Annotated in this window: 24 protein-coding genes; 11 read left to right on the plus strand and 13 right to left on the minus strand. The window is 64.3% G+C overall.

The features are described from left to right. Positions 1-5: 5 nt before the first annotated feature. From CSC67_RS01410 to CSC67_RS01420, 3 genes are all read right to left on the minus strand, one after another. The gene (locus CSC67_RS01410) at positions 6-1,076 is read right to left on the minus strand and encodes a FecR domain-containing protein (RefSeq protein WP_118992731.1); all 1,071 of its coding nucleotides are present in this window, start codon (positions 1,074-1,076) and stop codon (positions 6-8) included. A 14-nt stretch (positions 1,077-1,090) separates the two neighbouring features. Continuing rightward, positions 1,091-1,594 (minus strand): sigma-70 family RNA polymerase sigma factor, encoded by a 504-nt coding sequence (locus tag CSC67_RS01415; protein WP_118992732.1) that lies wholly within the window; start codon positions 1,592-1,594, stop codon positions 1,091-1,093. Between the two features lie 136 nt (positions 1,595-1,730). Next, complete coding sequence (locus CSC67_RS01420; RefSeq protein WP_118992733.1) at positions 1,731-2,057, minus strand: cytochrome-c peroxidase; 327 nt, start codon at positions 2,055-2,057, stop codon at positions 1,731-1,733. Between the two features lie 160 nt (positions 2,058-2,217). Between CSC67_RS01420 and CSC67_RS01425 the strand changes: the two genes are divergently transcribed. Next, entirely contained in the window at positions 2,218-3,414 is a 1,197-nt protein-coding gene (locus CSC67_RS01425) for an MFS transporter (protein WP_118992734.1), read from the plus strand. 10 nt (positions 3,415-3,424) lie between these two features. Next, on the plus strand, positions 3,425-3,610 hold the full coding sequence (locus CSC67_RS21165; protein WP_135227416.1) for a hypothetical protein: 186 nt from the start codon (positions 3,425-3,427) through the stop codon (positions 3,608-3,610). Positions 3,611-3,661: 51 nt separating this feature from the next. Here CSC67_RS21165 and CSC67_RS01430 read toward each other — a convergent pair whose 3' ends face one another. From CSC67_RS01430 to CSC67_RS01440, 3 genes are all read right to left on the minus strand, one after another. Next, positions 3,662-5,653 (minus strand): TonB-dependent receptor domain-containing protein, encoded by a 1,992-nt coding sequence (locus tag CSC67_RS01430; RefSeq protein WP_118992735.1) that lies wholly within the window; start codon positions 5,651-5,653, stop codon positions 3,662-3,664. A gap of 188 nt (positions 5,654-5,841) precedes the next feature. Next, the gene (locus CSC67_RS01435; protein WP_245220085.1) at positions 5,842-7,158 is read right to left on the minus strand and encodes a sensor histidine kinase; all 1,317 of its coding nucleotides are present in this window, start codon (positions 7,156-7,158) and stop codon (positions 5,842-5,844) included. Continuing rightward, positions 7,145-7,837 (minus strand): response regulator transcription factor, encoded by a 693-nt coding sequence (locus CSC67_RS01440; RefSeq protein WP_118992736.1) that lies wholly within the window; start codon positions 7,835-7,837, stop codon positions 7,145-7,147. Before CSC67_RS01440 ends, CSC67_RS01435 begins: the two co-directional genes overlap by 14 nt. A gap of 97 nt (positions 7,838-7,934) precedes the next feature. On the opposite strand from CSC67_RS01440, the gene CSC67_RS01445 reads away from it, so the two are divergent. The 4 genes from CSC67_RS01445 (at position 7,935) to CSC67_RS01460 (ending at position 11,538) form a co-directional block, all read left to right on the plus strand. Continuing rightward, positions 7,935-8,252, plus strand: coding sequence for an iron transporter (locus tag CSC67_RS01445; protein WP_209304247.1), 318 nt, complete (start codon positions 7,935-7,937; stop codon positions 8,250-8,252). Then, the gene (locus tag CSC67_RS01450; RefSeq protein WP_118993159.1) at positions 8,249-9,841 is read left to right on the plus strand and encodes a PepSY-associated TM helix domain-containing protein; all 1,593 of its coding nucleotides are present in this window, start codon (positions 8,249-8,251) and stop codon (positions 9,839-9,841) included. The genes CSC67_RS01445 and CSC67_RS01450 overlap by 4 nt, the downstream gene beginning before the upstream one ends. Beyond that, positions 9,838-10,167 carry a DUF3325 domain-containing protein gene (locus CSC67_RS01455; RefSeq protein ID WP_118992737.1) on the plus strand — a complete coding sequence of 110 codons (330 nt, stop codon included), beginning with the start codon at positions 9,838-9,840 and terminating at the stop codon, positions 10,165-10,167. Before CSC67_RS01450 ends, CSC67_RS01455 begins: the two co-directional genes overlap by 4 nt. Before the next feature lie 174 nt (positions 10,168-10,341). Continuing rightward, complete coding sequence (locus tag CSC67_RS01460) at positions 10,342-11,538, plus strand: multidrug effflux MFS transporter (protein ID WP_245220086.1); 1,197 nt, start codon at positions 10,342-10,344, stop codon at positions 11,536-11,538. Positions 11,539-11,613: 75 nt separating this feature from the next. Here the strand turns inward: CSC67_RS01460 and CSC67_RS01465 are convergent, their stop codons facing one another. Genes CSC67_RS01465 through CSC67_RS01485 form a run of 5 tightly spaced genes read right to left on the minus strand, consistent with a single transcriptional unit; the run spans position 11,614 to position 17,892 of the window. Beyond that, the gene (locus CSC67_RS01465) at positions 11,614-12,765 is read right to left on the minus strand and encodes an FAD-dependent monooxygenase (protein ID WP_118992738.1); all 1,152 of its coding nucleotides are present in this window, start codon (positions 12,763-12,765) and stop codon (positions 11,614-11,616) included. Positions 12,766-12,767: 2 nt separating this feature from the next. Next, a complete protein-coding gene (locus CSC67_RS01470; RefSeq protein ID WP_118992739.1) occupies positions 12,768-13,946 on the minus strand; it encodes an ABC transporter substrate-binding protein in 1,179 nt (392 codons plus the stop codon). Between the two features lie 32 nt (positions 13,947-13,978). Further along, complete coding sequence (locus tag CSC67_RS01475) at positions 13,979-15,664, minus strand: AMP-binding protein (RefSeq protein ID WP_167752709.1); 1,686 nt, start codon at positions 15,662-15,664, stop codon at positions 13,979-13,981. 40 nt (positions 15,665-15,704) lie between these two features. Beyond that, complete coding sequence (locus tag CSC67_RS01480) at positions 15,705-16,952, minus strand: alpha/beta fold hydrolase (protein ID WP_245220087.1); 1,248 nt, start codon at positions 16,950-16,952, stop codon at positions 15,705-15,707. A gap of 46 nt (positions 16,953-16,998) precedes the next feature. Then, a complete protein-coding gene (locus tag CSC67_RS01485) occupies positions 16,999-17,892 on the minus strand; it encodes a VOC family protein (RefSeq protein WP_245220088.1) in 894 nt (297 codons plus the stop codon). A 224-nt stretch (positions 17,893-18,116) separates the two neighbouring features. Between CSC67_RS01485 and CSC67_RS01490 the strand changes: the two genes are divergently transcribed. The 5 genes from CSC67_RS01490 (at position 18,117) to CSC67_RS01510 (ending at position 22,624) form a co-directional block, all read left to right on the plus strand. After that, positions 18,117-18,815: a TetR/AcrR family transcriptional regulator gene (locus tag CSC67_RS01490; RefSeq protein ID WP_118992741.1), complete on the plus strand. Its 699-nt coding sequence runs from the start codon at positions 18,117-18,119 to the stop codon at positions 18,813-18,815. 90 nt (positions 18,816-18,905) lie between these two features. Further along, positions 18,906-20,096: a sodium/glutamate symporter gene (gene gltS / locus CSC67_RS01495; RefSeq protein WP_118992742.1), complete on the plus strand. Its 1,191-nt coding sequence runs from the start codon at positions 18,906-18,908 to the stop codon at positions 20,094-20,096. A gap of 1 nt (position 20,097) precedes the next feature. Next, the gene (locus CSC67_RS01500) at positions 20,098-21,579 is read left to right on the plus strand and encodes a TAXI family TRAP transporter solute-binding subunit (RefSeq protein WP_118992743.1); all 1,482 of its coding nucleotides are present in this window, start codon (positions 20,098-20,100) and stop codon (positions 21,577-21,579) included. 84 nt (positions 21,580-21,663) lie between these two features. After that, entirely contained in the window at positions 21,664-22,251 is a 588-nt protein-coding gene (locus CSC67_RS01505) for an NUDIX domain-containing protein (protein WP_118992744.1), read from the plus strand. A gap of 91 nt (positions 22,252-22,342) precedes the next feature. Continuing rightward, complete coding sequence (locus CSC67_RS01510; protein WP_118992745.1) at positions 22,343-22,624, plus strand: peptidylprolyl isomerase; 282 nt, start codon at positions 22,343-22,345, stop codon at positions 22,622-22,624. Between the two features lie 113 nt (positions 22,625-22,737). On the opposite strand, the gene CSC67_RS01515 is transcribed toward CSC67_RS01510, so the two are convergent. Further along, positions 22,738-22,953 carry a YgdI/YgdR family lipoprotein gene (locus tag CSC67_RS01515; RefSeq protein ID WP_118992746.1) on the minus strand — a complete coding sequence of 72 codons (216 nt, stop codon included), beginning with the start codon at positions 22,951-22,953 and terminating at the stop codon, positions 22,738-22,740. A 168-nt stretch (positions 22,954-23,121) separates the two neighbouring features. Further along, on the minus strand, positions 23,122-23,967 hold the full coding sequence (locus CSC67_RS01520) for a M90 family metallopeptidase (RefSeq protein ID WP_118993163.1): 846 nt from the start codon (positions 23,965-23,967) through the stop codon (positions 23,122-23,124). Positions 23,968-24,041 lie beyond the last annotated feature (74 nt).

The following is a 24,041-nucleotide window of genomic DNA, read 5'->3' on the forward strand; positions in this document are numbered from 1 at the left end:
TGAGTCTATCGCGCCACTACTTTCGCCCACAGGCGGGTGTAGCGGCTTATGCGCACCGGCAACCGCCGCTCGAGGGAATCCAGAATGCGGTCGGTGGCCTCCGCGCCCTCCAAAGGCCAGGCGCCCGTGATGCGCAGATCGGCCACCTCGGGAGCCCAGCCCAGATGGCCGCGGCGATAACGGCCCAGCTCGGCCAGGAAATCCGCCAAGCGCATGCGCTCGGCCACGAAGGTGCCGTCGACCCAGGCCTGGCCATGCTCGTCCAGCGAAGCGGGCGGCCCGACATGGTCGCGCGTGAAATGAACCTGCTGTCCCGCGGCAACCAGGGCGGGCTCGTCCGCCGGGAAAGCCGCGGGCCGGATACGGACTGCGCCTTCGGTCACCGCGAGCCGGGTGGACGCGGGCCGCCCCCGGGCGCCGTCGTCGTGGCGTGCGATGAAGCGCGTACCCACCGGTTCAAGCAGCCCCTCCGGGGTGTCGACGACGAAGGGCCGGCCCGCGGAATCGCTGCCGGTCGACACCATGATCTCGCCGTCCAGCAATACGATGCGGCGCCGGCGAGCGCTGAAATCCACATCGATCGCACTGGTCGTGTTCAGTTGCAGCTCGGTGCCGTCGTCGAGCACCAGGCGCCTGCGCTCTCCGGCTCCCGTGCGCACCTGGGCCAGCGCCACCGCCAGCCTGGGGACCGGCAGATGGTCGTGCGCGAGATACAAGCCGGTACTCGCCGCCCCCGCCCACATCAGCACCTTCAGTGCTCTGCGGCGGCCTGACGCTACCTCCAGCCGCGCCATGGTTGCGTGGGTGACGGCCGGTGTTACACACGATGCGCTGTTCTTGAGCTGGCCGCCGATGGACTGCAGGCGATCCCAGGCACGGGCATGGTCGGGATGGGCGCCATGCCAGCGCTTGAAGCGATCGCATTGAGCCGCGGTTTCCGTGCCGGATGCAAGGCGCACATACCAGTCGACGGCCTGTTCGACGATGTGATCGGAAATAGGACGCTCGCCAGCGGAACGGCCCGGGCTCGAGTTGGCCGGGCCGACGTCTTCACCCGCGTACGATGGAACCGGCATCCTGCTCTCCTCCCTCAAAAGGCGTCCCGGTAAACCGCCTTGTAGCAATGGGCCATGGCGCGTGCCATCGCTTTTTGCACGACGTTCACGGTGATGCCCATCTCTTCCGAGATTTGTGGGTAGGTCAGCCCGTCGATCTGAGAAAGCAGAAAGACCTCCCGCACCCTGGCGGGCAAACCCTCGATCAGGCGGGCGATTTCTTCAAGGGTCTCCAGGATCAGCGAACGCTCTTCCGGAGACGGGGCCATGGGTTCGGGCTGGCAGGCCAGGGCATCGAGCCAGGCCTGCTCCAGGGCTTGGCGACGCCAATGGCTGACCACCAGGCCGTTGGCAATGGTTGCCAGATAGGCGCGCGGTTCGCGCAGCGCCACCGGCTGGCGTCCAAGCACGCGCACAAAGGTGTCGTGCGCCAGGTCGGCCGCATCGGAAGCGTTGCCCACGCGCCTGCGCAGCCAGCCCTTCAGCCAGCCATGATGGTCGCCATAAAGCGCTTCGATGCTCGATGCCCGGTCCGGCATGGGGGATTCCAGATAGTGATAAAGCTTGAGATCAAATAATAATAAGAATTGATCTCAATTATTAACTGGAATCCCCTATTTTGACAAGCGGCGCTCGCTCAGCGAGCCCGCCGCTTCGGCTTGTCGGCTGCAGCCGTCAATGAAGCGCGGCGCTCGACGGACGCGGCGTCTTGGCGGTGCTGAGGTCGTCCATGGAGTCTTTGCCGGCCAGGTACTGGTCGAAGCGGGAGTTCGGCGTGACCAGCGTGCTTTCGAAGGCTTCGATGGCCTTGGCCATGTTGTCGAAGGAGACCGGATCTTTTTCGCCGGGAAACGCCTTGGCGAAGAAATCGACGTACTCGGGAATGCTTTTGAGCGTTTCTTCGACGTGATCGGGCGTGGCGTTCATCTCGACGCTGGCCTGCACCGGCCCTTTCGCCTGCTCGGCCAGGTCGGCGGCGCGGCCGTCCCAGAACTGGGCGATGAAAGGAAAGGATACGAGCGGGCAGTCGCGTTTGCGTTAAGTCAAATGTCAGCTGAAAAACCGGCGCGCCGTCCCGATGGCGAGTCCGTATAATCCTTCATTGCACTGAGCGTCCGGGCCGGACCGCGCCCTTCTTTCCTCCTTCCTCTGACTCGCCGACATGCCTGATTCTCTTGAAACCCCCTACAAGCGCACGCTTTATATTGGTTCGCTCGTCGTGCTGCTTTCCCTGGGGGTGCGCGCCACGTTCGGGCTGTTCATGCAGCCGATGGGCATGGAGCTGGGCTGGGGCCGCGATGTATTCTCGCTGGCCTTCGCCATACAGAATCTGGTGTGGGGCGTGGGCGCCATCTTCATGGGCATTCTGGCCGATCGCGTCGGTTCGGGCCGCACCATCGCGATTTCGTCCCTGCTTTATGCCGTCGGCATGGCCGGGATGTATTTCTCGCATACCGAGATGCAGCTCTACCTGACGGCCGGACTGATCGTGGGACTGGGCCAGGCCGGCACCACCTTCCCGGTCATCCTGCCCGTCATCGCGCGCGCGGTACCCGCGGCCTATCGCAGCACGGCAATGGGCATCGCCAGCGCGGGAGGCTCGCTGGGCCAGTTCGTCATCGTGCCCACGGGCCAGGCGCTGATCACCGGCATCGACTGGACCGGCGCCTTGTGGGTGCTGTCCTTGTTCATCGCCATCGGCATACCGCTGGCCGCCTTCCTGAAAGGCCGTCCCAACGCCCACGCGGGCACGCTGTCGCTCGGCGCGGCCATCAGGCAGGCCCTGGCGGACAGGTCCTTTCATCTGCTGTTCTGGAGCTATTTCGTCTGCGGCTTCCATACGGCCTTCATCACGCTGCACCTGCCCGCCTACCTGACGGACGGCGGCCTGAACGCCACCCACGGAGCCACGGCCATCGCCCTGATCGGCCTGTTCAACATCTTCGGTTGCTACTATGCCGGCAAGCTGGGCGGGAATTTCAGCAAGAAGACCCTGCTTGCCTGGGTGTATTTCCTGCGCGCCTTCGGCATCATTCTGCTGCTGGCGCTGCCGCTTACTCCATGGGTCGTCTATATATTCGCGGCCTGGATGGGGCTTTTCTGGCTGGGCACCGTGCCCCTCACCCAGGGCCTCATCGGGCAGATCTACGGCCTGCGCTTTGCCGCCACGCTTTCGGGCATCGCGTTCCTGGGCCACCAGATCGGCAGCTTCATCGGCGTCTGGTGGGGCGGCTATGCTTATCAGACGACAGGCAGCTATACAATGGTATGGCTGGTCAGCATTGGATTGGCGGTGATCGCCGCCGTGCTGTGCCTGCCCATCAAGGAAAAGCCGCTCGCCGCGCCGGCGGCGGCCTGAAGCCGATGCCATGCCATCCTCGACAAACCCTACGCACACAGAAAAACACGGCAAAAAAAAGCCCCGCCGCGTCACTCCGGGACGCGCGGCGGGGTTGATGCTGTTGGCCCTGGTGCTGGCCGTGGCCTTCATGGGCCACCTGACACCCGCCATGCGGGTGCAGTGGGCCAACTTCGTGTCGCTGTGCGGGTTCTAGCCACCGCCGCCCGGTGCTTGCCGCACAGCGCTTGAACCACATCCCCGCGCGTCAGAAGTCCATGGTCAGGCCCGCATAATAGCGGCGGCCGTCCAGGTGCTTGCCGTACAGTTCGCTTTCGATCTGCTTGTCGAATACGTTGTAGATGCCGACGAAACCGCTGACGTGGCGGTTGAAGCGGTAGGTGGCGCCCAGGTCGACTAGGGTGTACGAGGGCAGGCGATCGTCGCCGCCGTCGATGGTGTCGCTCTTGAACTTCAACTTGCCCCACACGCCCAGCTGGCTCGAAGCCGTCCAGTTCAGGCCCAGATTGAACATGTGGCGCGGCGTATTGTTCAAAGGCTTGCCGACGTCGTCGCCGCTCTTGATCTCGCTGTCCGAATAAGTGTAGTTGGCGGTCAGGCGGACGTCGCCCAGGGGTATGCCGAAGCTGGCCTCGATGCCCTGCAGGACGGCTGAATCCAGGTTGATGTACTGCTGGATGCTGTAGCGGGTCTCTCCGTTATACGTGCAGCTCGGCGGGTCGCCGGCCGGCGTGTTGCACACGTAGTGCTTGTCAATCTTGTCCTTGAAGCGGGTGTGATAGGCCATGAGGCCGAAGTCCATGTCGTCGGGCGTGGACCACGCGAAGCCCAGCTCGTAGTTGGTGCTTTTCTCGGGCTGAAGATCGTTGTTGCCCATGTCCCACGAGCGCCCGCGGCCGGCCTGCTCGACGATGTTGTCGTCGGCCTGCTTGAGCGTAGGCGTCTTGAAGCCGCCGCTGACGCCGCCCTTCAGCACCAGGTCGTCGTTCACGTGATACACGCCGTAGATCCGGGGTGTGAAGTGATTGCCGTAGTGTTCGTTCTTGTCGAACCGGATGCCGCCGGTCAGGGCGAAATTGTCGGTCAGGTAGTATTCGTCCTCGGCGAACAAGGCGGCCTGCCAGCGCGACAGGTTCAGCGTCTTGGAACCGGGGAAGCGGCTTGCATCGTGCAGGGTTTCTTCTTTCTTGTACTCCGCGCCCAGCGAAAGAATGTGCGAGGCGAACGGAATTACCGACTTGGTGTTGAAGATGGTGGACTTGTATTCGGACTCGTTGGTGCTGTTGGTGATGTTGACGTCTTCGCTCAGCACATAGGTCTTGGTGCTGGCGTTGTCGCCCCATTTCCAGTCGTGCGTCAGGCCGTAGTACACCCGCTTGTTGTCCATGTCCATGGGGCCGCCGGACTTCTCGGTGCGCAGGTTGTCGGTGGTGGTGATGCCGCCGTCGAACTGCAGGCTGTGCTTGTCCGTCAGGATCCAGTCCAGCCTGGCATTGTTGGACGTGATGCGTTGTTTGGCATAGCCTGCCTCGATCTCGTCCTCCTGGCGCCGATACTGCGATCCGTACAGCGTCAGCCCCAGCCGTTTCTCGATGAGAGGGCCGCTCAAGTAGTACCGGCCCTGGTAGGCATTGCCTGCATCGGAATGCTCCTGCAGCGTCGCGTCCAGGGTGACGCTGCCCGTCCAGGAGTCCGAGACCTTCTTGGTGATGACGTTGATCACGCCGCCCAGGGCGCTGGAGCCGTACAGCGACGACATCGGTCCCCGAATCACCTCGATGCGTTCGATGGCCGACATGGGGGGCAGCCAATTGACCTGGGCGCCGCCGCCAAAACCGTTGTAGTAGGCCTCGGACGAAGAACCCAGCGGCTTGCCGTCCACCAGGAACAGCACATACGACTCGCCCATGCCTCGTATGTTGACCTGCGTGCTCTCGAGCTTGCCGCCCGCCCCGCCTTCGATGGACACGCCCGGCACGTCCTGCAGGGCGTCGGTGATGTTGCGGTAGGCCTTGCCTTCGAGCTCTTCCTTGGGAATGACGGTGATCGTGGCCGGCGCATCGGCGATCATCTGCTCGAAGCCCGCGGCGGTCACCACGACATTGGGCAGGACGGTAACTTCTTCACCCGCGGCTGGGCCGGGCAGCGCCAGAGCGGCCAGTGCGGCCGTAGTGGCGCATACAAGACGATGGCGCCTGGGCAGCCCGGCTGCGGCGCGGATCGATCGATGGACAAGCATGATTCCCCTCTATTTCTGAACGTGTTGAACCTGACAAAATAAAACAATACAAATGCGAATCAGTCTTATTATTTGTTGAAACCAGGCGATTTTAAGGAGGGACTCTGACCGAAGTCTGACGAGCAATTGGGAAGCGGTGATGGGTTCATCCCGCGCGGCATCCGCCGCGAGGCGGGAAGAAATATGAATCAGTCGCGCGCGAAGCTCAGGCGGACCACGCAGGGATGCGCACTGACGAAACGCACATCGCCGCCCGCGTTGCGCATGACGCGGCGCACGATGGCCAGGCCCAGGCCGGAGCCCGCGCTGCCCTGCCTGCCTTTGCGAAAACGGCGGAACATCTCGTCCTGGAACTCGAGCGGAATGCCTTCGCCCTCATCGGAAACGTCCAGCGCGGCAACGCCGTTCCCGGCGTGTGTCAGATGCACCCGGACCACCCCTCGGCCATGGAACAGCGCGTTCTCCAGCACATTGCGGACGGCCTCGCGCAAGGTGTCCGGATCGCCTTTGACCCAGACGTCTTCCGTGTCGATGAGGGCCTCCACGGCCCGGCCGCGATCCTCGAACAAGGGCAGCAGCCCCGCCACCGCTTCACGCGCCACGCGCGGCAAATGGGCGCGGTGGGCGTCCGGCACGGCGCGCGCATCGCCCCGATCCGCGCGGGCCAGCAGCAACAGCTGATTCACGAGCTTGCAGGCTTGCGAGACGTCGCCCTCGATGGCCGGCCAATCGGCCTGCCCGTCGCGGCGGCATTTCTGCAGCCGCAGGCTCAGCACCGTCAACGGGGTGCGCAGCTCGTGGGCGGCATCGGCGACGATGTGCTGTTCGTATTCATAGGCCTGGGACAGGCGCTCCAGCCCGTCGTTGGCCGCCTTGGCCAGCGGAACGATTTCATGCGGCAGCTTGTCCAGCGGAATGCGGCGGCCGGGCTCATGCGGCCCGATGTCCGCGGCCAGACGGGCGGCCTGCCTGACGGGACGCAAGGTCCAATGCAGCAGGCCCAGCACCGATGCCAGGCCCAGCAGGCAGAAAGGCAGCAGCACGATCAGCCCCTGCAGCACCCGGGTATGCAGGAAGTCTTCGATCATCCGGCTTTCGAGACGGTCTTCCTTGGCGACCATGAGTGTGGAGCCATCGGCGAGATGGACCGGCACGCTGATGACGCGGCCGCTGTTCATGGCCCAGCGAAAGCTGCTTGCTTCTTCCGCGAAGGTGCCGCCCCTGAGGCGGCGCGGACGGTCGAGATTGTCCGAAAGCCACAGCACCTTGCCGTCCGGATCGTACAGCGTGTAGGAAAGCTCTCCGCCCGCATGCCGCAGGGGCAACCGGCTGAAATCGCTTTGCATGGTCAGGCCCGCGGCCATTTCCTGCGCATGGATGTAGGCCATGCCCCGGCGCAGCTGGTCGCGCGTGTCGAACAGGTGGTAGGCCAGCACGCCGAAGCCCAGCAGGAAGGCGGCCAGCAGCGACACCAGCACCCGGCAACGGAGGCTATGGGCGCACATGCTGCCCCGCGCCGGCGACAAGGCGATATCCCAGGCCCCGCACGGTATCTATGCGCACGCTGGCGCCCGCCGCCTCGAGCTTGCGCCGCAAGCGGGAGATCAACGCCTCGATGGCGTTGAGCGTGACGCCCTCGCTGTGCGCGTACAGGCGCTCTTCCAGTACATCCTTGATCACCAGGCGGGGGGCCGAGCGCAGCAATTCTTCGAGCAGCATGGCTTCGCGGCGCGGCAGGTGCAGCACCCGGCCCGCGATGGTGGCGTGGCGCGATTCGGGCTCGTACGACAGATTGCCCTGGACCAGCGCAATGAAGCCGTGGGCCGAGCGCCGCAGCACGGCGCGAATGCGCGCCTCGAGCTCGGCCACGTCCACCGGTTTGAGCACATAGTCGTCGGCGCCGGCATTCAAGCCGGCGATCCTGCTTTCCAGCGCGTCGCGAGCCGTCAGCACGATGCAGGGCACCGGTCCGTTGCGGCTGGCGTTGCGGGCGGACAGCACCTCGATGCCGTCCATGTCGGGCAGGCCCATGTCCAGGACCACCGCGTCGTAGCGGGTCACCTCCATGGCGTCCAGGGCCTGCCGGCCGGTGCTTGCCTGGTCCACGACGAAACCGCAACGCTCCATGTGCTCGCCCAGCAGGCCCCTCAGTGGGCCATGGTCATCGACTATCAGAAGTTTCATGCGTTCAAGCGGTGTCGGCGCGTCACGTCAGACAGCCATCAGCAAAAAAGGGCATTATATGCGCGAAAATGAAATTGATAGGCGTTCGCATTTAATCATGAGTAAAAAGAAATCTTCCGGCTCGGTACGCAAGCTGTCGCCCGCCGGGCACCGCTGGAACGTGGCGTCGCGCACCGTGCTCGCCGTGGCGGGCGGTTACGCCATTGCGGCCATGGCCACGGCCAGCCTCAGCCTGGCGCTGCCCTTGCCGCGCGCCCAGGCGGTCATGGCCGCCACCCTGTTTTCGTTCGCCCTGTATTGCGCGCTGATCATCTGGGCCTACAGCGCGGGAACGGCGCGCCGGGCCTGGTTCGTCTCGGCCCTGCTGGCCGCCCTGCCGGCCGGGCACCTGGCCATGAGGTGGGCGACGACATGAACGGACTCGGATTCCGCCAGGCCAATTCCTGGCTGCACACATGGTCGGGCCTGCTGCTGGGCTGGCTGCTGTACGCAATCTTCGTCACCGGCGCGCTGAGCTTTTTCCGCGACGAGATCAGTTTCTGGATGCAGCCCACGCAACATGCCTCGGTGGCTCATGCCGATGCGCCGCAGCGCGCCGTCGACGCCATGCAGGCCATGGCGCCGGACGCGTCCCTGTGGTCCATCACCCTGCCGGGCCCGCGCAACCCCACCACCCAGGTGCGCTGGTTCGAACAGGGCGAGCGCCGCAGCAAGTTCGGCGGGCAGAGCGTCGTGCTGGACGGCACCACGGCCCAGCCCCTGCAGGTGCGCGAATCGCGCGGCGGCGACTTTCTATACCGCTTTCATTTCGAGCTGTACGGCATGCCGCGCCTGGCGGCGCGCTGGATCGTCGGCATCGCCACCATGATGATGCTGGTGGCGATCATCAGCGGCGTCATCACGCACAAGAAGATATTCGTCGACTTCTTCACCTTCCGGCCGCGCAAGGGACAGCGCTCGTGGATGGACGTCCACAACGCTTTGGCCGTGCTGGCCCTGCCCTTTCATTTCATGATCACCTACAGCGGCCTGTTGCTGCTGATGTTCATGCTGATGCCATGGGGAGTCGATGGCGCGTACGGCGGCGACAGGCAGGCCTTCTTCTCGGAACGGGGCAATCGGGCCGCCGCCAGCGCCCCGGCCCCCTCGACCGACAAGGTTCCGGCCGATCTGATCGCCGTCACTCCCCTTGTCCGGCAGGCCCAGGCCATGTGGCCCAGCGGGGTCGAACAGATCACCGTCACCGATCCGGGCACCAGCCACGCCGTGATCGAGCTGCGCGAGCGCGGCGCCGGCAGCCTGCTCGACCGGGGCCGCAGCGAACGGCTGCTGTTCAACGGCGCCAGCGGCGCGCCGCTGGAATCGCCCGACGCGGCCAAGCCCGATGCCTTCTCGGCCATCTACAACGTTTTCTCCAGCCTGCATCTGCTGCGCTTCGCCGACACCTGGCTGCGATGGCTGTTCTTCATCGGCGGCGTGCTGGGCTCGGCCATGGTCGCCTCGGGCATGGTCCTGTGGGTGGTCAAGCGCCTGCCCCAGCGCCGCAAGCAGGGCAGCCATCTCGGCCATCGCGTGGTGGAAGGCCTGAACGTGGCCGGCATTGCGGGGCTGCCCGTGGCCATAGGCGCCTACTTCTGGGCCAACCGCCTGCTGCCCGTGTCGATGCAGGCCCGCGCCGATTGGGAGATCAAGGCATTCTTCCTGGCCTGGGCCGCCTGCCTCGTCCATGCCTGGCTGAGACCGCATCGTAAAGCCTGGAAAGAACAGCTCGGCATCCTCTCCCTGCTGCTGGCCCTGCTTCCCGCGTACGACCTGCTTCATGGCGGAGGCGGCCTGCTGGCGGCGCTGACGCGCGGGAGCTGGGTGGCCGCCGGCATGGACATCACGCTTCTGGCCTTTGCCGCCCTGTCGGCCGCCGGCGTCTGGTTCTTGAGATCGGACAGAGCCAAGACGAGCAAAAGGCCTGCGGCCGCATCCGAAGGCATGGAAGGAGTGTCGCCATGATCTGGACCAGCCTTGCCCTGGAGTTCTGCGGCCTGACGCTGCTGGCCCTGGCGATGGAGCGGCACCATGAGCAGGTCTTCGGCGATCGGCCGGCGCGGGTGGGGCCCGCCGTGCTGAAAGCCGCGGGATGGCTGCTGCTGATTCTGGCCACGCTGCCGCCCATCGCCCGATACGGCCCTTCGATCGGGCTGGCCGTCTGGGTGGGCGAACTGACCATTGCCGCGCTGGCCGTCATGCTGCTGCATACTTATTCGCCCCGGCTGATTCCGCCCCTGCTGGCGGCGGCAGCCTTCTCGACGCCTGCCTTGGCTTTGATCGTCGGTTAGAGCTTCGTTGGCTCGACAAGCGGCCAGGCAGCCGCGCCGGCGGGCACGGCGCAACGGCGGCGCCCGCCGTGCAAAGAATGAAGCCCATCGGGTTCAGCCGAGTGTCAGCTTCGGCGGCCGCCATGACGCCTTTCTCGTAGAATAGGTCGCTTTGCTTCAGCAAGGACTTGATTCATGAACGCCGACCGCAAAGGCTCCATGGTTTTCGTTCTGGGCATGCTTTCCGCCACCGGCCCGATGGCGATCGACATGTATCTGCCCAGCATTCCCTCCATGGCCGCTTCGCTGAGCGCCGACGAAGGCGCGGTCCAGCTGACGCTGATGGCCTTCTTCGCGGGACTGATGCTGGGCCAGCTCGCCTATGGCCCTCTGTCGGACAAATATGGCCGCAAGCCCCTGGCTTATCTGGGCCTGGGCATATTCACACTGGGCTCCCTGGCCTGTGCCTGGGCCGGCACCATCGGCCAGCTTCAGTGGCTGAGGTTCCTGCAAGGCCTGGGCGGGTCGATCGGCATGGTGATCGCTTTCGCCGTGATCAAGGACCACTTTTCAGGCCCCGCCGTGGGAAAGATGATGTCCCTGGTGCTGGCGGTGCTGGGCATCACGCCGGTGCTTGCGCCCTTGGTGGGCGATTTTCTGCATAGGCTGGGGTCGTGGCGCACCATTTTCTGGTTCATGGCCCTGTGGGGAATCGTGCTTGCGCTGCTGATCGCCGCCCTGCTGCCCGAAACCCGCAAGGCCGCCGACCGGCAACGCTTCGAGCTGGGCCGGACGCTTCACAACTACGGCCGCATCTTCATCGACAGACGCTTCATTCCGTTCACCCTGGCCCTGTGCACCGCCCAGGCGGGTTTCTTTGCGTATCTCGCCGGCTCGGCCAGCGTCTTCATTTCCGAGCACAGCCTTACTTCCACACAGTTCAGCTTGATATTCGGCGCCAATGCGATCGGCCTGATGGCGGCGGCGCTGCTCAATCCCCGCCTGCATCGGCAAATCGGCGCGCTGGCCACCTTCCGCGCGCTGGCCATAGGCTACTTCATTGTGCTCGTGCTGTTGCTGGCCTACCTGCTGCTGGGAGGCAAAAGCGTCGTCGTGTGGGGCCTCGGCCTGTTCCTGGCCGTGACCTCGCTGGGCTTCATCATGCCCACGGGCAGCCAGTTGGCCCTGCAGCAACAGGGCCAGTATGCGGGCACCGCCTCGGCCTTGATGGGGTCGATGCAGTTCGGCTTCGGCGCGCTGATAGCCGGCGTATCGGGCGCGCTGGCCCGCTTCGGCGGCCTGGGCCTGACGGCGATCATGGCCGCCTGCGCGCTGGCCTCGGTGCTGATCTGCCTGCTGTGGTTTCCCCGAAACGCTGTGGCGGCGGCTTGACACCACTTGAGGCCCGTCGGCGCTAAAGGGCAGTTGCACTGCTCTTTTGGCATCGACAGGCCCGTGCCCGCGTGATCAATGCGCAGCCGTCCCCGCCGCCATGCCGCCCAGCGCTTCGTAGCGGGCCACGAACTCCGGGTCGCGCTGCCGCAGGTCCTCGTGGCTGACCCTGCCGGTGCGCCGCATGTAGTCGTAGGCGAAAGAGACCGGGTCCATGGCCATTTTTTCCTGCACATTCTCGTACCAGTCCAGGCTGCGGGCCGCCGCGGCCTGGAAGTCGGCCGATGAAGTGCGCCGGGCATGTTCGAAGGCCGCAAAGGCCGCCGGCAGGTCGTCGCCGCAGGCCAGGAAGGCCTCGTACAGCGCGATGGCATCCTGCATGGCCATGCGCGTACCCGAACCGAGCGAAAAATGCACGGTGCGCAGCGCATCGCCCAGCAGCACGATATTGCGGTGGCTCCATTTTTCGTTGCTGACGATGTTGGCCGAGAACCAGATGGAGCGATTCGACATCAGGCCATTGGCGCCCAGCTCGGGCTGGAACACCTGTTCGCAGTAGCGCCGGCTCTCTTCGTCGGATAGGGTGTCCAGGCCGGCGCGCCGCCAGGTGTCCGGATCGACCTCCACCAGGAAGGTGCTGAGATCCTTGCTGTACTGGTACGAGTGGGCAATGAACACGCCATGTTCGGTCTGGCGGAATATCAGCGACACCGGATGAAACAGCTGGCGGGTGCCGTACCAGGCGAACATATTTCGGCGCTGCTCGAAGCTGGGCTTGAAGTGCTGGGCGAACTGGGTGCGCACTGCACTCTTGCCCCCGTCGGCGGCCACGATCAGGTCGGGCTCGCCCAGTTGCGCAACGTCGTCGATCCGCGCGTCGAAGATGAACTCGACGCCGGCTTCGATACATTCCTCGCGCAGCACCCTCAACAGCTCGATGCGCGCCACACGCGAAAAATGATTGTTGCGCAACTGGACGTGGACCCCGTCGTGGACGATTTCCATGTAGTCGCATCGTTCGTGGCTCGCGGTGAACTTCTTGAAGAAGGCCTCGTCGGCCTGTTTCAGGAAGCTCAGCGCGACGTCCGAGAACACCACACCCCAGCCATACGTGGCGCCGGCGGGGTTCTGCTCGTACACCGTGACTTCATGGCGCGGCTCGTGCTTCTTCATCAAGAGCGAAAAATACATTCCCGCGGGCCCGCCGCCTACGACTGCTATCTTCATGACTATCCTTTCAAAGGGCACTGCGCCACATAAGCATCCCGATGCGCCTTCAGCACGACGTCCTGGTGCTCGAAGCCCACCTTGCCGTCTCCCTTGCTGACGACCTTCCAGATGCTGTAGTCCTGGATCGGGAAACCGTTGCGCTCGAAGGTGAGCTCGCCGCGGGGCGAAGCCAGCTTCAACGCATGCAAGGCTTTCATCAGCTCTTTCTTGTCTTTCGCGGCATCTGGCGACGACTTCAAGGCCTGGTCGATGGCCGCGGCGGCGTCGTAGCCCTGCATTGCATAGTTGGAGGGCGTGCGCTTGTACTTCGCCTGGAATGCCTGCACGAATTTCTGAGACTCCGGACTGGTCGCGCCCGATATCCAGTGCGCGCTGACCATCGAGCCCACCGCCGCATCGCGAATGGCCGGAATCGTGATGTCATCGACGGTGAACGACGACAGCAGCGGGTACTTGTCCATCATGCCGGCCTGGGAATACTGCTTGATGAAGTTGATGCCCATCGCCCCTGGCAGGAATACATAGACGGCGTCCGGCCCCGCCGCCGACAGCTGCGTGATCTCGGCGGAAAAATCGGTCTGGCCCAGTCCGGGATAGATTTCGTCCGCCAACTCGCCTTTGTAGAAACGCTTGAAGCCGGCCACGGCGTCCTTGCCCGCCTGGTAGTTCGGCGTGACGGTGACGACGTTCTTGTACCCCTTGTTATGCGCTTCCTGGCCGGCGGCCTCATGGGCGCCGTCGTTCTGGAAGGCGGTCGATATGAACCACGGCGAGCACTGCTCTCCCGCGAACGGGGACGGCCCGCCGTTGGTGCCGATGAGCGGCACTTCGTTCTTGACCACATAGGGGAAAACCGCATTGATGACATTCGACGCGGTCATGCCGACGACGATGTCGACGTTTTCCCGCTCGACCAGCTCTCTGGCCACCTGAAGGCCGACGTCCGGCTTGGTTTGGGCGTCCACGCGAACCACCTCGACTTTCTGCCCTCCGAGCGTGCCGTCGCCCTCATCGAGCCGCAACATGAATCCGTCGTATTGGTCCTGCCCCAAAGCCGCCAAAGTGCCGGTCATCGCACCGATGTGGCCGATTTTCAATTGCGCGTGGGCCGCGGTGGCCGCCACCAGCGCCATGGCGCCCATGGCGATGCTCAATTTCGTCTTGTTCAGTAATTTCATGTTTGTCTCCTTGTTTTATGGGAGGCCGGCGATCACGACGAGCGCTGAGGATGCTCGGCGCCTTCGCCGGCCAGTTTTTCGGCAATCTGCTTCTTCATTGCCGGTTTATCTACTTTGCCGACACGGGTGACGGGAAACTCTTCGACTACTTCGACTCTTTCGGGGCACTTGAACTTGGCCAGGCCCTGCGAGACGAGGAAGTCGGCCAGCTCGCCCACGGCCGGCGCCCGCTCGCCGGGCTGCGGGATCACGAAAACGCAGCCTTTCTCGCCGTAGACCGGGTCGGGCATGGCGATCAGCTTCGCGTCGAGAATGGCGGGATGCTTGCTGACGAACAGCTCTACCTCTTCGCAGCCGATTTTCTCTCCGCCGCGATTGATGTTGTCCCGCAGGCGGCCTTCAAAGCGGTAGTAGGTCTTGCCGTCGATGAAGTGCGCGGTAACGATGTCTCCGGTCCGGCAGAATCCGTCCGATGTAAGCGCGGTCTGGTTGGCCTCAGGCGCCTTGAAGTAGCCGCGCAAAGAAGAGGGCCCCCGAAAGCACAGCTCTCCCATTTGCCCCTCGGCGGCCGGCGTCTCGGATTCCGGCGCCAGCACCCGGATCTCGTCGAACGGACACCCCGAGGTGCCGTTGGTGCCATGGCGTATCTCTTCGGAGGCGGAAGGCCCCGAGCCCAACAGCAGGCCTTCGGTGATTCCGAACAGGTTGCTGCATGGCACGCCGATTTTGGCTTCGAGGGTGTCTGCGCGAGTCATGGTGAAGAACAGCTTCAGGCTGGACAGATCGTGCTTGTGCAGGTCAGGATAGGCCATGATCTGCGGCGCGATCGGCCCGATGGACGCGGTATGCGTGACCCGGTGCGTCTCGACCAGCGTCAGCATGCGTGCGATATCGACCCCGGGCATGAGGACGGTGCTGCGGCCCAGCACGAAAGTAGGCATCAGCGCATACAGCTGGCCGGCGTTGTGCATGAGCGGCAGCGCCCACAGGAAGACGCTGTTCTCGTCCATTTCATAATGGCGCGCGCAAAACGCGGCATGGGAAAGATACTCGCCATGAAAACGGGGAATGATCTTGGGCACGCCGGTGGTGCCGCCGGACAGCTGGAAACTGAGCACGTCCTCCGGCGAGATGCGGACTTGCGCCAGGCGCTCGCGGGCCGAGGCGGCATCATGGGTTTCGATGAGCGAGGCGATGGTCACGCAGGACTCGGGAGCGCGCGAGCCCGAAAAGACCAGGTGCTCGATCTGCGGATGAGCGGCGGCCATCGATTGGGCAAAGCCCACCATGTCGAAACTGCCCGGCGTGTCGGACTGGACGAAGTATCCGCGCGCCTGGCTCAGCCGGGCCAGCTGGCCGATCTCGACTTCGCGGTATTGGGGAATCGCACATACCGGCACGATGCCCGCCTTGAAGCAGGCCACCACCGCCAACGCGGTCTCGATGTTGTTTCCCATCTGGAAGATGGCGCGATCCGCGGGCCGCAAGCCCAGGTCGAGCAGGGCCGCCGCCAAGCGATCGGTCAATTCATTGAGTTCGCCGAAGGTGACGCTGCCGGCATCGGTGACCAGGGCGGGCTTGTCGGGCAGGCGGCCCGCGGTCCGCCGCAGCATGTCGCCGACCGTCACATCCATCCACGCCCCCTCGGCCAGATACTGTTTGGCACGCTCGGGCTCTGTGTATTGAACTCCGTCAATGCGGTTCATCGGTCCGGTCATCGCTCTGTCTCCTTGTTTTTTATCGGTCGGGGGCGCCGCCCTACACGAATCCGCGGCTGGCCAGCCACTCGACCATGTTCCTGCCCGCCATGAGCCGGCCCGACTCTTCTTCGCCCGCGAAGGGACGGCCATGGTGGTCTCCGCGCACGCGCACGTGCTGCTTATCGCCCGCCCCGATCCATGAAAAGATTTCCTGGACCTGAAGCGGGAAAGTAGTCTGGTCTCCGGTGTACTCGACCAGCAGCGTGGGCATGGTCACCGAAGGGGCGGTTTTTTCGAGCGCCGCATGCGACGAGACGCCCGACCACGTGGACAGCCACGATTCGGGCGAGCACAGGCGGCCGAATCCGACGGCGCCGTAGTTCGACACCAGCGGATCGCCGCCCCAGATGGACCCCGGCGCACGGTCCGACGGGTCGAGCGTCAGGTCCAGGCATCTGAGATCGGCATCGGTACGCCAGACGGTCATGATCGGCGTGTGCGCGGCCTGCAGGCGCAAGGCGCGTTCCGCTCCGCCCTCTTTGACCTGTCGGCGCGCCGATTGCCGGCGCTCGATCAGGCGGCGGGCGACTTCATCCAGGCGCTCGACGCGGGCGCGTTGCGCTTTGCGGTAGCGCTCGATGAAGTCGGGCGCATAGCGCGATTTCCCGGGCTCGGCGACATAGCCGTTGTCGGGATTGAACGGATCGAGCTCCGGGTCGACCGACAGGGCGTCGTGTTCGTCGGTGACCGACGGGTCGATGCAGCCCATGAGCAGTCGACCCTGTCCCGGATGGGGCGCTAGATAGATCATGCCGTCCACCGGCGGCATGCTGACTTTGTCGAATCCGGTGGGCTTGCCGACCACGGATTTCGCCAGGCGCTGTTCGGGCGCCAGCGAGGACTGCTGGATGTAATAGCTGTAGACGCCCGAGCCGCCGGAGTTGCCGATCAGGACGATTTTCTCGAAGCCCCGCCGGCGCAGGAAGTCGATGCCCGCTGCCGCGTCGATGACGGCCTGCTCGTGTTCCAGCCGCAGGTCGTTGCCGATGGAGCGCGCGCCTTGGGTCCACACCGCCATCCCGGATTCGAGCAGTGCCGGCACGAGATAATGCGCGCCGAAGTATTCGCGAGGATGCATCAGGCAGGCCACGTTGCGGGGCTTGCCCCGGACGTAGAGCGTGCCCAGTACGGCCGCGCCGTCTTCCGTTCTGAGCGTGAACGCGTTCGTTTCCGTATCGGCGGGCGGAGACTGGGGATACCAGTCGATTCCCAGGGACGGCCGTTTGCTTTTGCGTGGTTCAGTCATGGTAGGGTCCGTTGTGGTTGCGTTCTGCCTGTGCCGGCCGTGGCGATCACTCAGGTACGATCCGCACCTTGTCCCGGTCGAAACACTCGATGCGGCCGCGCAAGCCGCCGGTGAACAGCCCATACCAGATCGCCGGCTTCAGGTTCAGCTCCTTGCGCCTGAACTCCACGGCTTCCTGCGCCTCGATGAGCAGATAGTTCCGCCCCGCCTGGCTGACCCGGCAGTCGGCCCGCCCGCGCGCGTCTTCGACCAGGGAGGCGAATTCGGGCACGTCGAGCACGTAGATGCGGACCGGCGCGGGATCCGAGGCTTCGGTTTCGCCGAGCTCGTCGCCGAGCAGATGCGCCTTCTTGTTCCATACCGCATCGATGGATTTCGCATCGACGCCTTGCGCGGCCGCTTCGGCCTCGAGCCGGATCGCGGCCTCGAGCGTGAGGGCGGCATCCGCCGCATCGACCTGGTCCACCGGCCGCAGCTTGCGGGTGATTTCAATGAAGTAGCCGTTCGGGTCGCGGAAATAGATCGACTCGATGACTTCATGCGCGGTCGTGGACGAGACTTCGACCCCCTTGCCCTCCAGCTTCTCTTTCCAGGCCAGAAGCTCTTCTTTTGTATCGACCAGCCACGATGTATGCGTGGCGTCGAACAAATGGTCTGAAGGCACCGGCGGCTGGCCGGGCCTGTCTTTCATGTTGCCCGGTTCCTGACTGCCCAGGTAATAGAAAAAGGCAATGGTGCTGCCCTTGCCGCTGTCGAAGAAGAAATGCAGGAAATCGGGATGCGTTTCGGGCCCCCAGCCGCGCGCGGAAATCGTATGGATAAGCGGTAGCCCGAGCGTGTCACGATAGAACTCGACGGTTTCTTTCAGCTTCCATGTGGGTCGCGCGGTGTGATCCACGCCGTGGAGCCGAAGCTCGGTGATGCTGTCATGACTGTTCACGATAGTCTCCATGGCTATGATGTTTATGTACATAATAGACCAAAAACTGACGCCTGCGTCAAATTCATTGAAAAATTTTTTCCTTGCCGGCTTTTTACGCCTTGCAGAAAACCCTCTGATCAGAGTACGGCAAGTCGCGCGAGCCCGTATCCATGCCGCTGAACGAAAATTCGTCGAAAAACTGACGCCCATGTTAGAGTAGGATTTTTCCGTTCGGAATCAGCATGGCAAGGAAAACGGCAAAAATCAACGTGGTGCCCCAGGCTATCCTGGAAACCGCGTCGAATCTGTTCATCAAGCGCGGGTACGAAGGAACCAGCATGCAGGACATTGCCCTGGAATTGGGCATTTCCCGATCCGCTCTGTATTACTACTTCAAGAATAAAGAAGAGATTCTTGCCAGCCTGACCGAAGGCCTGACCATCGCCGCCCAGCAGTTGGCGTCCCAAGTGGTCGAAAAGGGCAAAGCCCCCGAGGAAGCGCTGCGCGAGCTGGTGCACCAGCATGCCAAGCTCATCCTGTATCGCCCCGTCCAGTTCAGGGTGGTGGAGCGGGCTGAAGGGTCCTTGCCGCAAGAACAGCAGAAAATCGCCGAGTCGGCGCGCCGCATACTGCTGCAGAAATTCACCGAAGTCATTCAACGCGGCATAGACGACGGCCGCTTCCGCCTCGTCAATGCAAAGATGGCGTCATTTGCCATCATCGGCATGTGCAACTGGACCGCATGGTGGTTCAAGGCGGACGGCGCCAAGACCGCGGAAGAAATCGCCGAAATGCTGGCCGACTTCAGCCTGCACGCCCTGGAGCGCGGGGAAGTCAAAAAGGGCGCGAAAGTCGGAGTGGGCGAGTCCCTGCGTATGCTCGAGGAAAATCTCAGCCAATTGAAAGAAGTCATCGACACGCAGAACCGGATCCGTCAGTAAGCGGCGGCAGGTCCGGCCCGACCACGGACCGCCGGGCGCCAAACCGAATAAACTGTCGCAAAGCCGCCCCTCAACGACTCAGGACGCACGATGAGTTTTGCCGCGCTCGGATCGCTTCTCGCCGCCATTGCCATGCAGCTCGTGGGCGGCTTCGTCAATCGCAAGATTCCCTTTCTGTCCCGATACAACATTCCCGATCCCATCACCGGCGGCCTGATCTTCGCCGTGCTGGCCTCGGCGGCGCTCGAGTTTTTCGACTTCACGATTACCTTCGACCAGTCCATCAAGCCGCTGTTGCTGCTGATGTTCTTCGCCGGCGTAGGCCTGTGCGCCGACCTGCGCCTGCTCAAGCGCGGCGGCAAGGCCTTGCCGATCTTCCTGGCGCTGCTGCTGCCCTTCATCCTGCTTCAGAACGCGACAGGCGTGGCCATGGCCTGGCTGCTGGACCTGCATCCCATTTTCGGGCTGGTCGCCGGCTCTATCGCGCTGACGGGCGGACACGGCACCGCCGCCGCTTATACCGACGGCTTTGCCCAGATCAACAATCTCCAGATGGTGGTCGAGCTGGGCATGATGCTGGCCACAGTGGGGCTGGTCGTGGGCGGCATCGTCGGTGGGCCGGTGGCGCAGTTCCTCATCAAGCGGCACGGCCTGCGCTCGGCCGCCGAAGAGGCCGTCGACACCCATGTCTTTCACGAAGCGCCAGCGCCCATCAGCACGCACTCCGCCTTGGCGGCGCTGGCCGGCGTCATTGCGGCGGTGCTCGGCGGGCAACGGCTGGCGGGCCTTTTTTCCGACAGCCCGATCACGGTGCCCGAGTTCCTGTGGTGCATGATATTGGGCATTGCGATTCGCAACCTCTTGCCCCTCGCCCGCATCCGGTTCGATGACAGACCGGCCGAAATCATCTCCAACGTTTCGCTTTCGCTGTTCCTGGTCATGACCATGATGACGCTGGATCTGCTCGATGTGGCGCGGTCGGCCGGACCCTTCATGCTGATCGTCCTAGTACAGATCGCGGTGGTCGTCGCCTACGCCGTGCTGGTGTGCTTCCGTTTCATGGGCCGCGACTACGAGGCTTCGGTCACCACGGCGGCCTTCCTGGGCTTCAGCATGGGCACCACCGCCACCGCGATGGCCAATATGCAGGCCGTCTCGGCCAAGCATGGCCCCGCCCCCACCAGCTTCCTGATCGTGCCGCTGGCCGGAGCGTTCTTCGTCGACATCATCAACGCCTTCGTGCTCACGATGATGCTGTCCCTGCCTTTCGTCGGAGGCTGACATGAAACGACTGTTCGCCTGCCTGCTCTTTGCCCTGCTGGCGGCCTGCGGCCGAGGGCCGGACGTCGACATCGTGCGCGCCGACGTATCCGCCCAACTGGACGAGGCCTTGCCCGGCCAGGAAATCGAGATCGTGTCCCTGAAGCGGCGCGGCTCCCAGCGCGACACGGATGCCCCGCCGGGTGAAACCAGGCGCCTGGTCTATTTCGATACCGAGCTGAAGCTGGGCCGGGACGTCGACTTCGGCGCCTGGAGTTCTTCCGGCATTTCGGCCCTGGTCTCGGTGCTGGGCGCGGGCCCGAGGGGCATAAGCGGTGTCACTTCCGGGGGCAACCGCGCCGGCGATCTGATCCAGGTGCATGGAACGGCCCTGTACCGGCAGGAGGGCGATCAATGGACGCTGGTGGCGCCGGTCGGCTACAGGCCGGCCTCGGTGTCCGGGCCGGCAAGCGGCTTGGAGGAAGGGCCCGGCGCCCTGCTCGCGGCCATCCGCTCGACCCTGGATGCGTCCGACACGGCGCCCGATCAAAGACGCATCATCGAAGACGAGCTTCTGATGGCGCGCCAGAACATCGAGGCGCGCCTCGCCCGCAACGCCAAGGGCTACGCCATTGCCGCCGGCGCGGAACACGGCCAGTACCTGCGCGTGGCACGGGCCTTGTTTCCGCCCGGGTCGCGCACGGTGCCGCTGGTCACCCGAGGCAGCGAAGAGAACCTCCTACTGCTGCGGGCCGGCACGGTGTCGCTCGCCCTGTCTCAGGGCGACGCGGCACAGGACGCCTACGAAGGCACGGGCATTTTCACCCGGCAAGGCCCGCATGCCGCATTGCGCAGCCTGGGCAGTCTGTATCCGGAACCCTTGCATGTGCTGGTGGCCGCGGGCAGCGGCCTGACTTCCATCGACCAGCTGCGCGGCAAGCGCGTCGCCATCGGCGAGGCGGGCGCGGCTTCCAGGACGACGGCCTTGCGCGTGCTGCAGGCTCATGGCCTCGGCCTGGACGACATCGAGCCGCTGGAGCTGAGCATAGGCGACGCCTTCGCGGCGCTGAGGCTGGGCCAGGCCGACGCGGTGATGCAGGTCATCGGCACCCCCGCCGACGACATCAGGGGCCTGCTGACCAGCACGCCGCTGCGCCTGCTGCCTCTGTCCGGCGAGGCGGCGGCCCGCCTGGTCGACGATCACGACGGCTATTTCGAATATACGATTGCGCGCGGAACCTATCCCGGCCAGGCCGGAAACATATCGACCATCGCCACCGCGGCGCTGCTCCTGACCGACACCACCCTTTCCGACGCGGAAATCGACTCCTTGACCCAGCGGGTGTTCGAAAGCGGCCGCGACTATCCCGGCCTGGGCAGCGCGCAAGCATCCCGGATATCGCCGGCCACCAGCGCCGTGGGCCTGTCCGTGCCCCTGCACCCGGCCGCCGCCCGCGCGCTGGAAGCGCTGGCCGGGCGAGGCGATCCCACCGAAGAACATTGATGCCAAAGGGTGGCGGACGCCTCAATATTGAAAATCTTCGGTGTTAAGCTACGACGCATCATCGCAGAAGAGACGTATCCCGCCATGGCCCACGACGCCGACCAGCACCTCGCAGAAACCCTTGTCCACTCCGAATCCGTCTATGAAGGCAGCTTCCTGAAGGCGCGCCGCGACACGGTTCGCCTGCCCGACGGCGCCACCGCCCAGCGCGAGTACATCGTCCATCCCGGGGCGGTGGTGATCATCCCCATGCTGGATGACGGCTCGGTGCTGATGGAAAGACAGTTCCGCTATCCCGTCGGCCGCGTCATGACGGAGTTTCCGGCCGGCAAGCTGGACCCCGGCGAAGACCCGCTGGCCTGCGCCCGCCGCGAACTGCTCGAGGAAACGGGCTATGCCGCGCGGCAATGGGCCCACGCGGGCGACCTGCACCTTGCCATCGCCTACTCCACCGAGGTCATACACATTTTCTTTGCGCGCGAACTCACGCAGGGAAAGCAGCAGCTCGACCAGGATGAATTCCTGGAAGTCATCACCCTGCCCGCCGACGAGCTGCTGGAAGGCTGCCGGCAGGGCCGCGTCACTGACGCCAAGACGCTGACCTGCACCCTATGGCTGCAGAACGTGCTCTCGGGCGCCTGGACGCTCGACTGGCGCCATGTAAACGCATGAAACGGACGCGCCGATCGCGCCTGCCGGGGGGCAAAGTGCGTTAACCTGTCGGAACGACAGTAGTAAATCCAACGACTCAAGGAGCAAATACATGGCTCAAGCCTCAGCCCGCCACATTCTCGTCAGCACCGAAGAAAAAGCCAACGAACTGAAATCGGCCATCGAAAATGGCGCCGACTTCGGCCAGGTGGCCAAGGAAAATTCCAGCTGCCCCTCCAGCCGCGACGGCGGCAACCTGGGAACGTTCGGCCGCGGCCAGATGGTCCCCGAGTTCGATCAGGTCGTGTTCAGCGCCCCCGTCGGCGCGGTGCAGGGTCCGGTCAAGACGCAGTTCGGCTACCACCTGGTCGAAGTCACCGACCGCCAGGACTGAACCGTCTCTGCAAGAAGGCGCCTTCTCGCGCCTTCAGCTCGCCGCCCCACGGCATTTGCAAGCAGGCCGGCAATAAAAAACCAGGACAATGTCCTGGTTTTTTTGCGTGTGGCTCAGTCGACTTCCTGGATGTCGCGCACTTCGGATTTATTGATGCGCGTCTCGCGGCCGTCGCGCTCGTAGGTGATGAAGTCTTTGTCTTCGTCCACGTCGGGCCGGTCGCCGGTGACGATCGTCTGGCCGTCCCGGGTCGTCATTTCATGCGGCGACGAGCAGGCGGCCAGCAGACCGACGACAGAAGCGGCGAGCAAAAGGCTTTTTGTGTTCATGCTTGTTTTCTCCCGTGTAGAACCAGCCTTCACGGTAGCAAACCCGCGCTTCGAGGTTGTAAGAGACTGTCAGTATTGACACAAGGCCTGCCCGGCGGGGACGGCTGCTCGCGGGGCTCGACACGCAGGCGCAAGGTTTTGTTCGCGTTGTAACAAGGATGTTTACGGTCAGGCGCGGCGCCCCATGCGCCGCAGCGGATCCTGGCGGTAATACCGGGCCAGCAAGCCATACCACTCGGGCATGGCCCGGGACAGGGGCAAGGGGTCGACGAAGAAGGCTTCGGAGCTGACCGCGAAGAACTCCGCCTCGTCGGTGGCCGCGTAGGGATCGAGCGGCAACTGCTCGTACCAGGGCGACGCCTCGTCGGACTCGGGGTCCACGTCCGGGGGAATTGCGTCCTCCACCACGTCCAGGGCCTGGTTGAATCGCTCGAACGATTCGTCCAGCACCTGCCGCCAGCGACGCGGGTCGATGTGGGGATGGGCGCCGAGGCCGGGCATGCCGTCGGCTTCGCCGGCGTACAGGTCCAGCTTGTGGGCGAACTCGTGGATGACCACGTTGACCCCGCCCTCTTCCGCGCGCGAAAGATCGTCCCACGACAGAATGACCGGACCGCCTTCCCAGGCCTCGCCCGAAGCCTCCATCATGTATTCGTGCACGACGCCGCTTTCGTCCATGTCGCTGCGGGGAATCAGAAAGCCGCCGGGATAGACGATGATTTCCGTCCAGCCCTCGTAGAGCCGGGTGTCGAGTTGGAGAATGGGCAGGGCCGCCTGGATGGCGATGGACAGCATCATGGCGTCGGACACTTCCAGCCCGCCGGCGCCGCTGAAGGTTTTACTGGCCAGCAGCCAGGCGGCGCGGGCGCGCAAGGCCTCTTGCTCTTCTTGCGAAAGACCGCCAAGAAAGGGCAAGGCCGCCGTGGCGCGCCGCCAGTCGCCGTCATCGATGCGGGCGAGCGTACGCTCGACGTCGCGCCGGGTGGCGCCGCGGCCCGCAAGCCATCTGAACATGCCGAACACCAGGAAATGAATGCGTCGCTGATACTACCATAGCCCCGCCGGTCCGCCGGCACCCGGGGCCCGGG

This window comes from Pusillimonas caeni (assembly GCF_003545815.1).
Taxonomy (GTDB): Bacteria; Pseudomonadota; Gammaproteobacteria; order Burkholderiales; family Burkholderiaceae_B; genus Pusillimonas; species Pusillimonas caeni.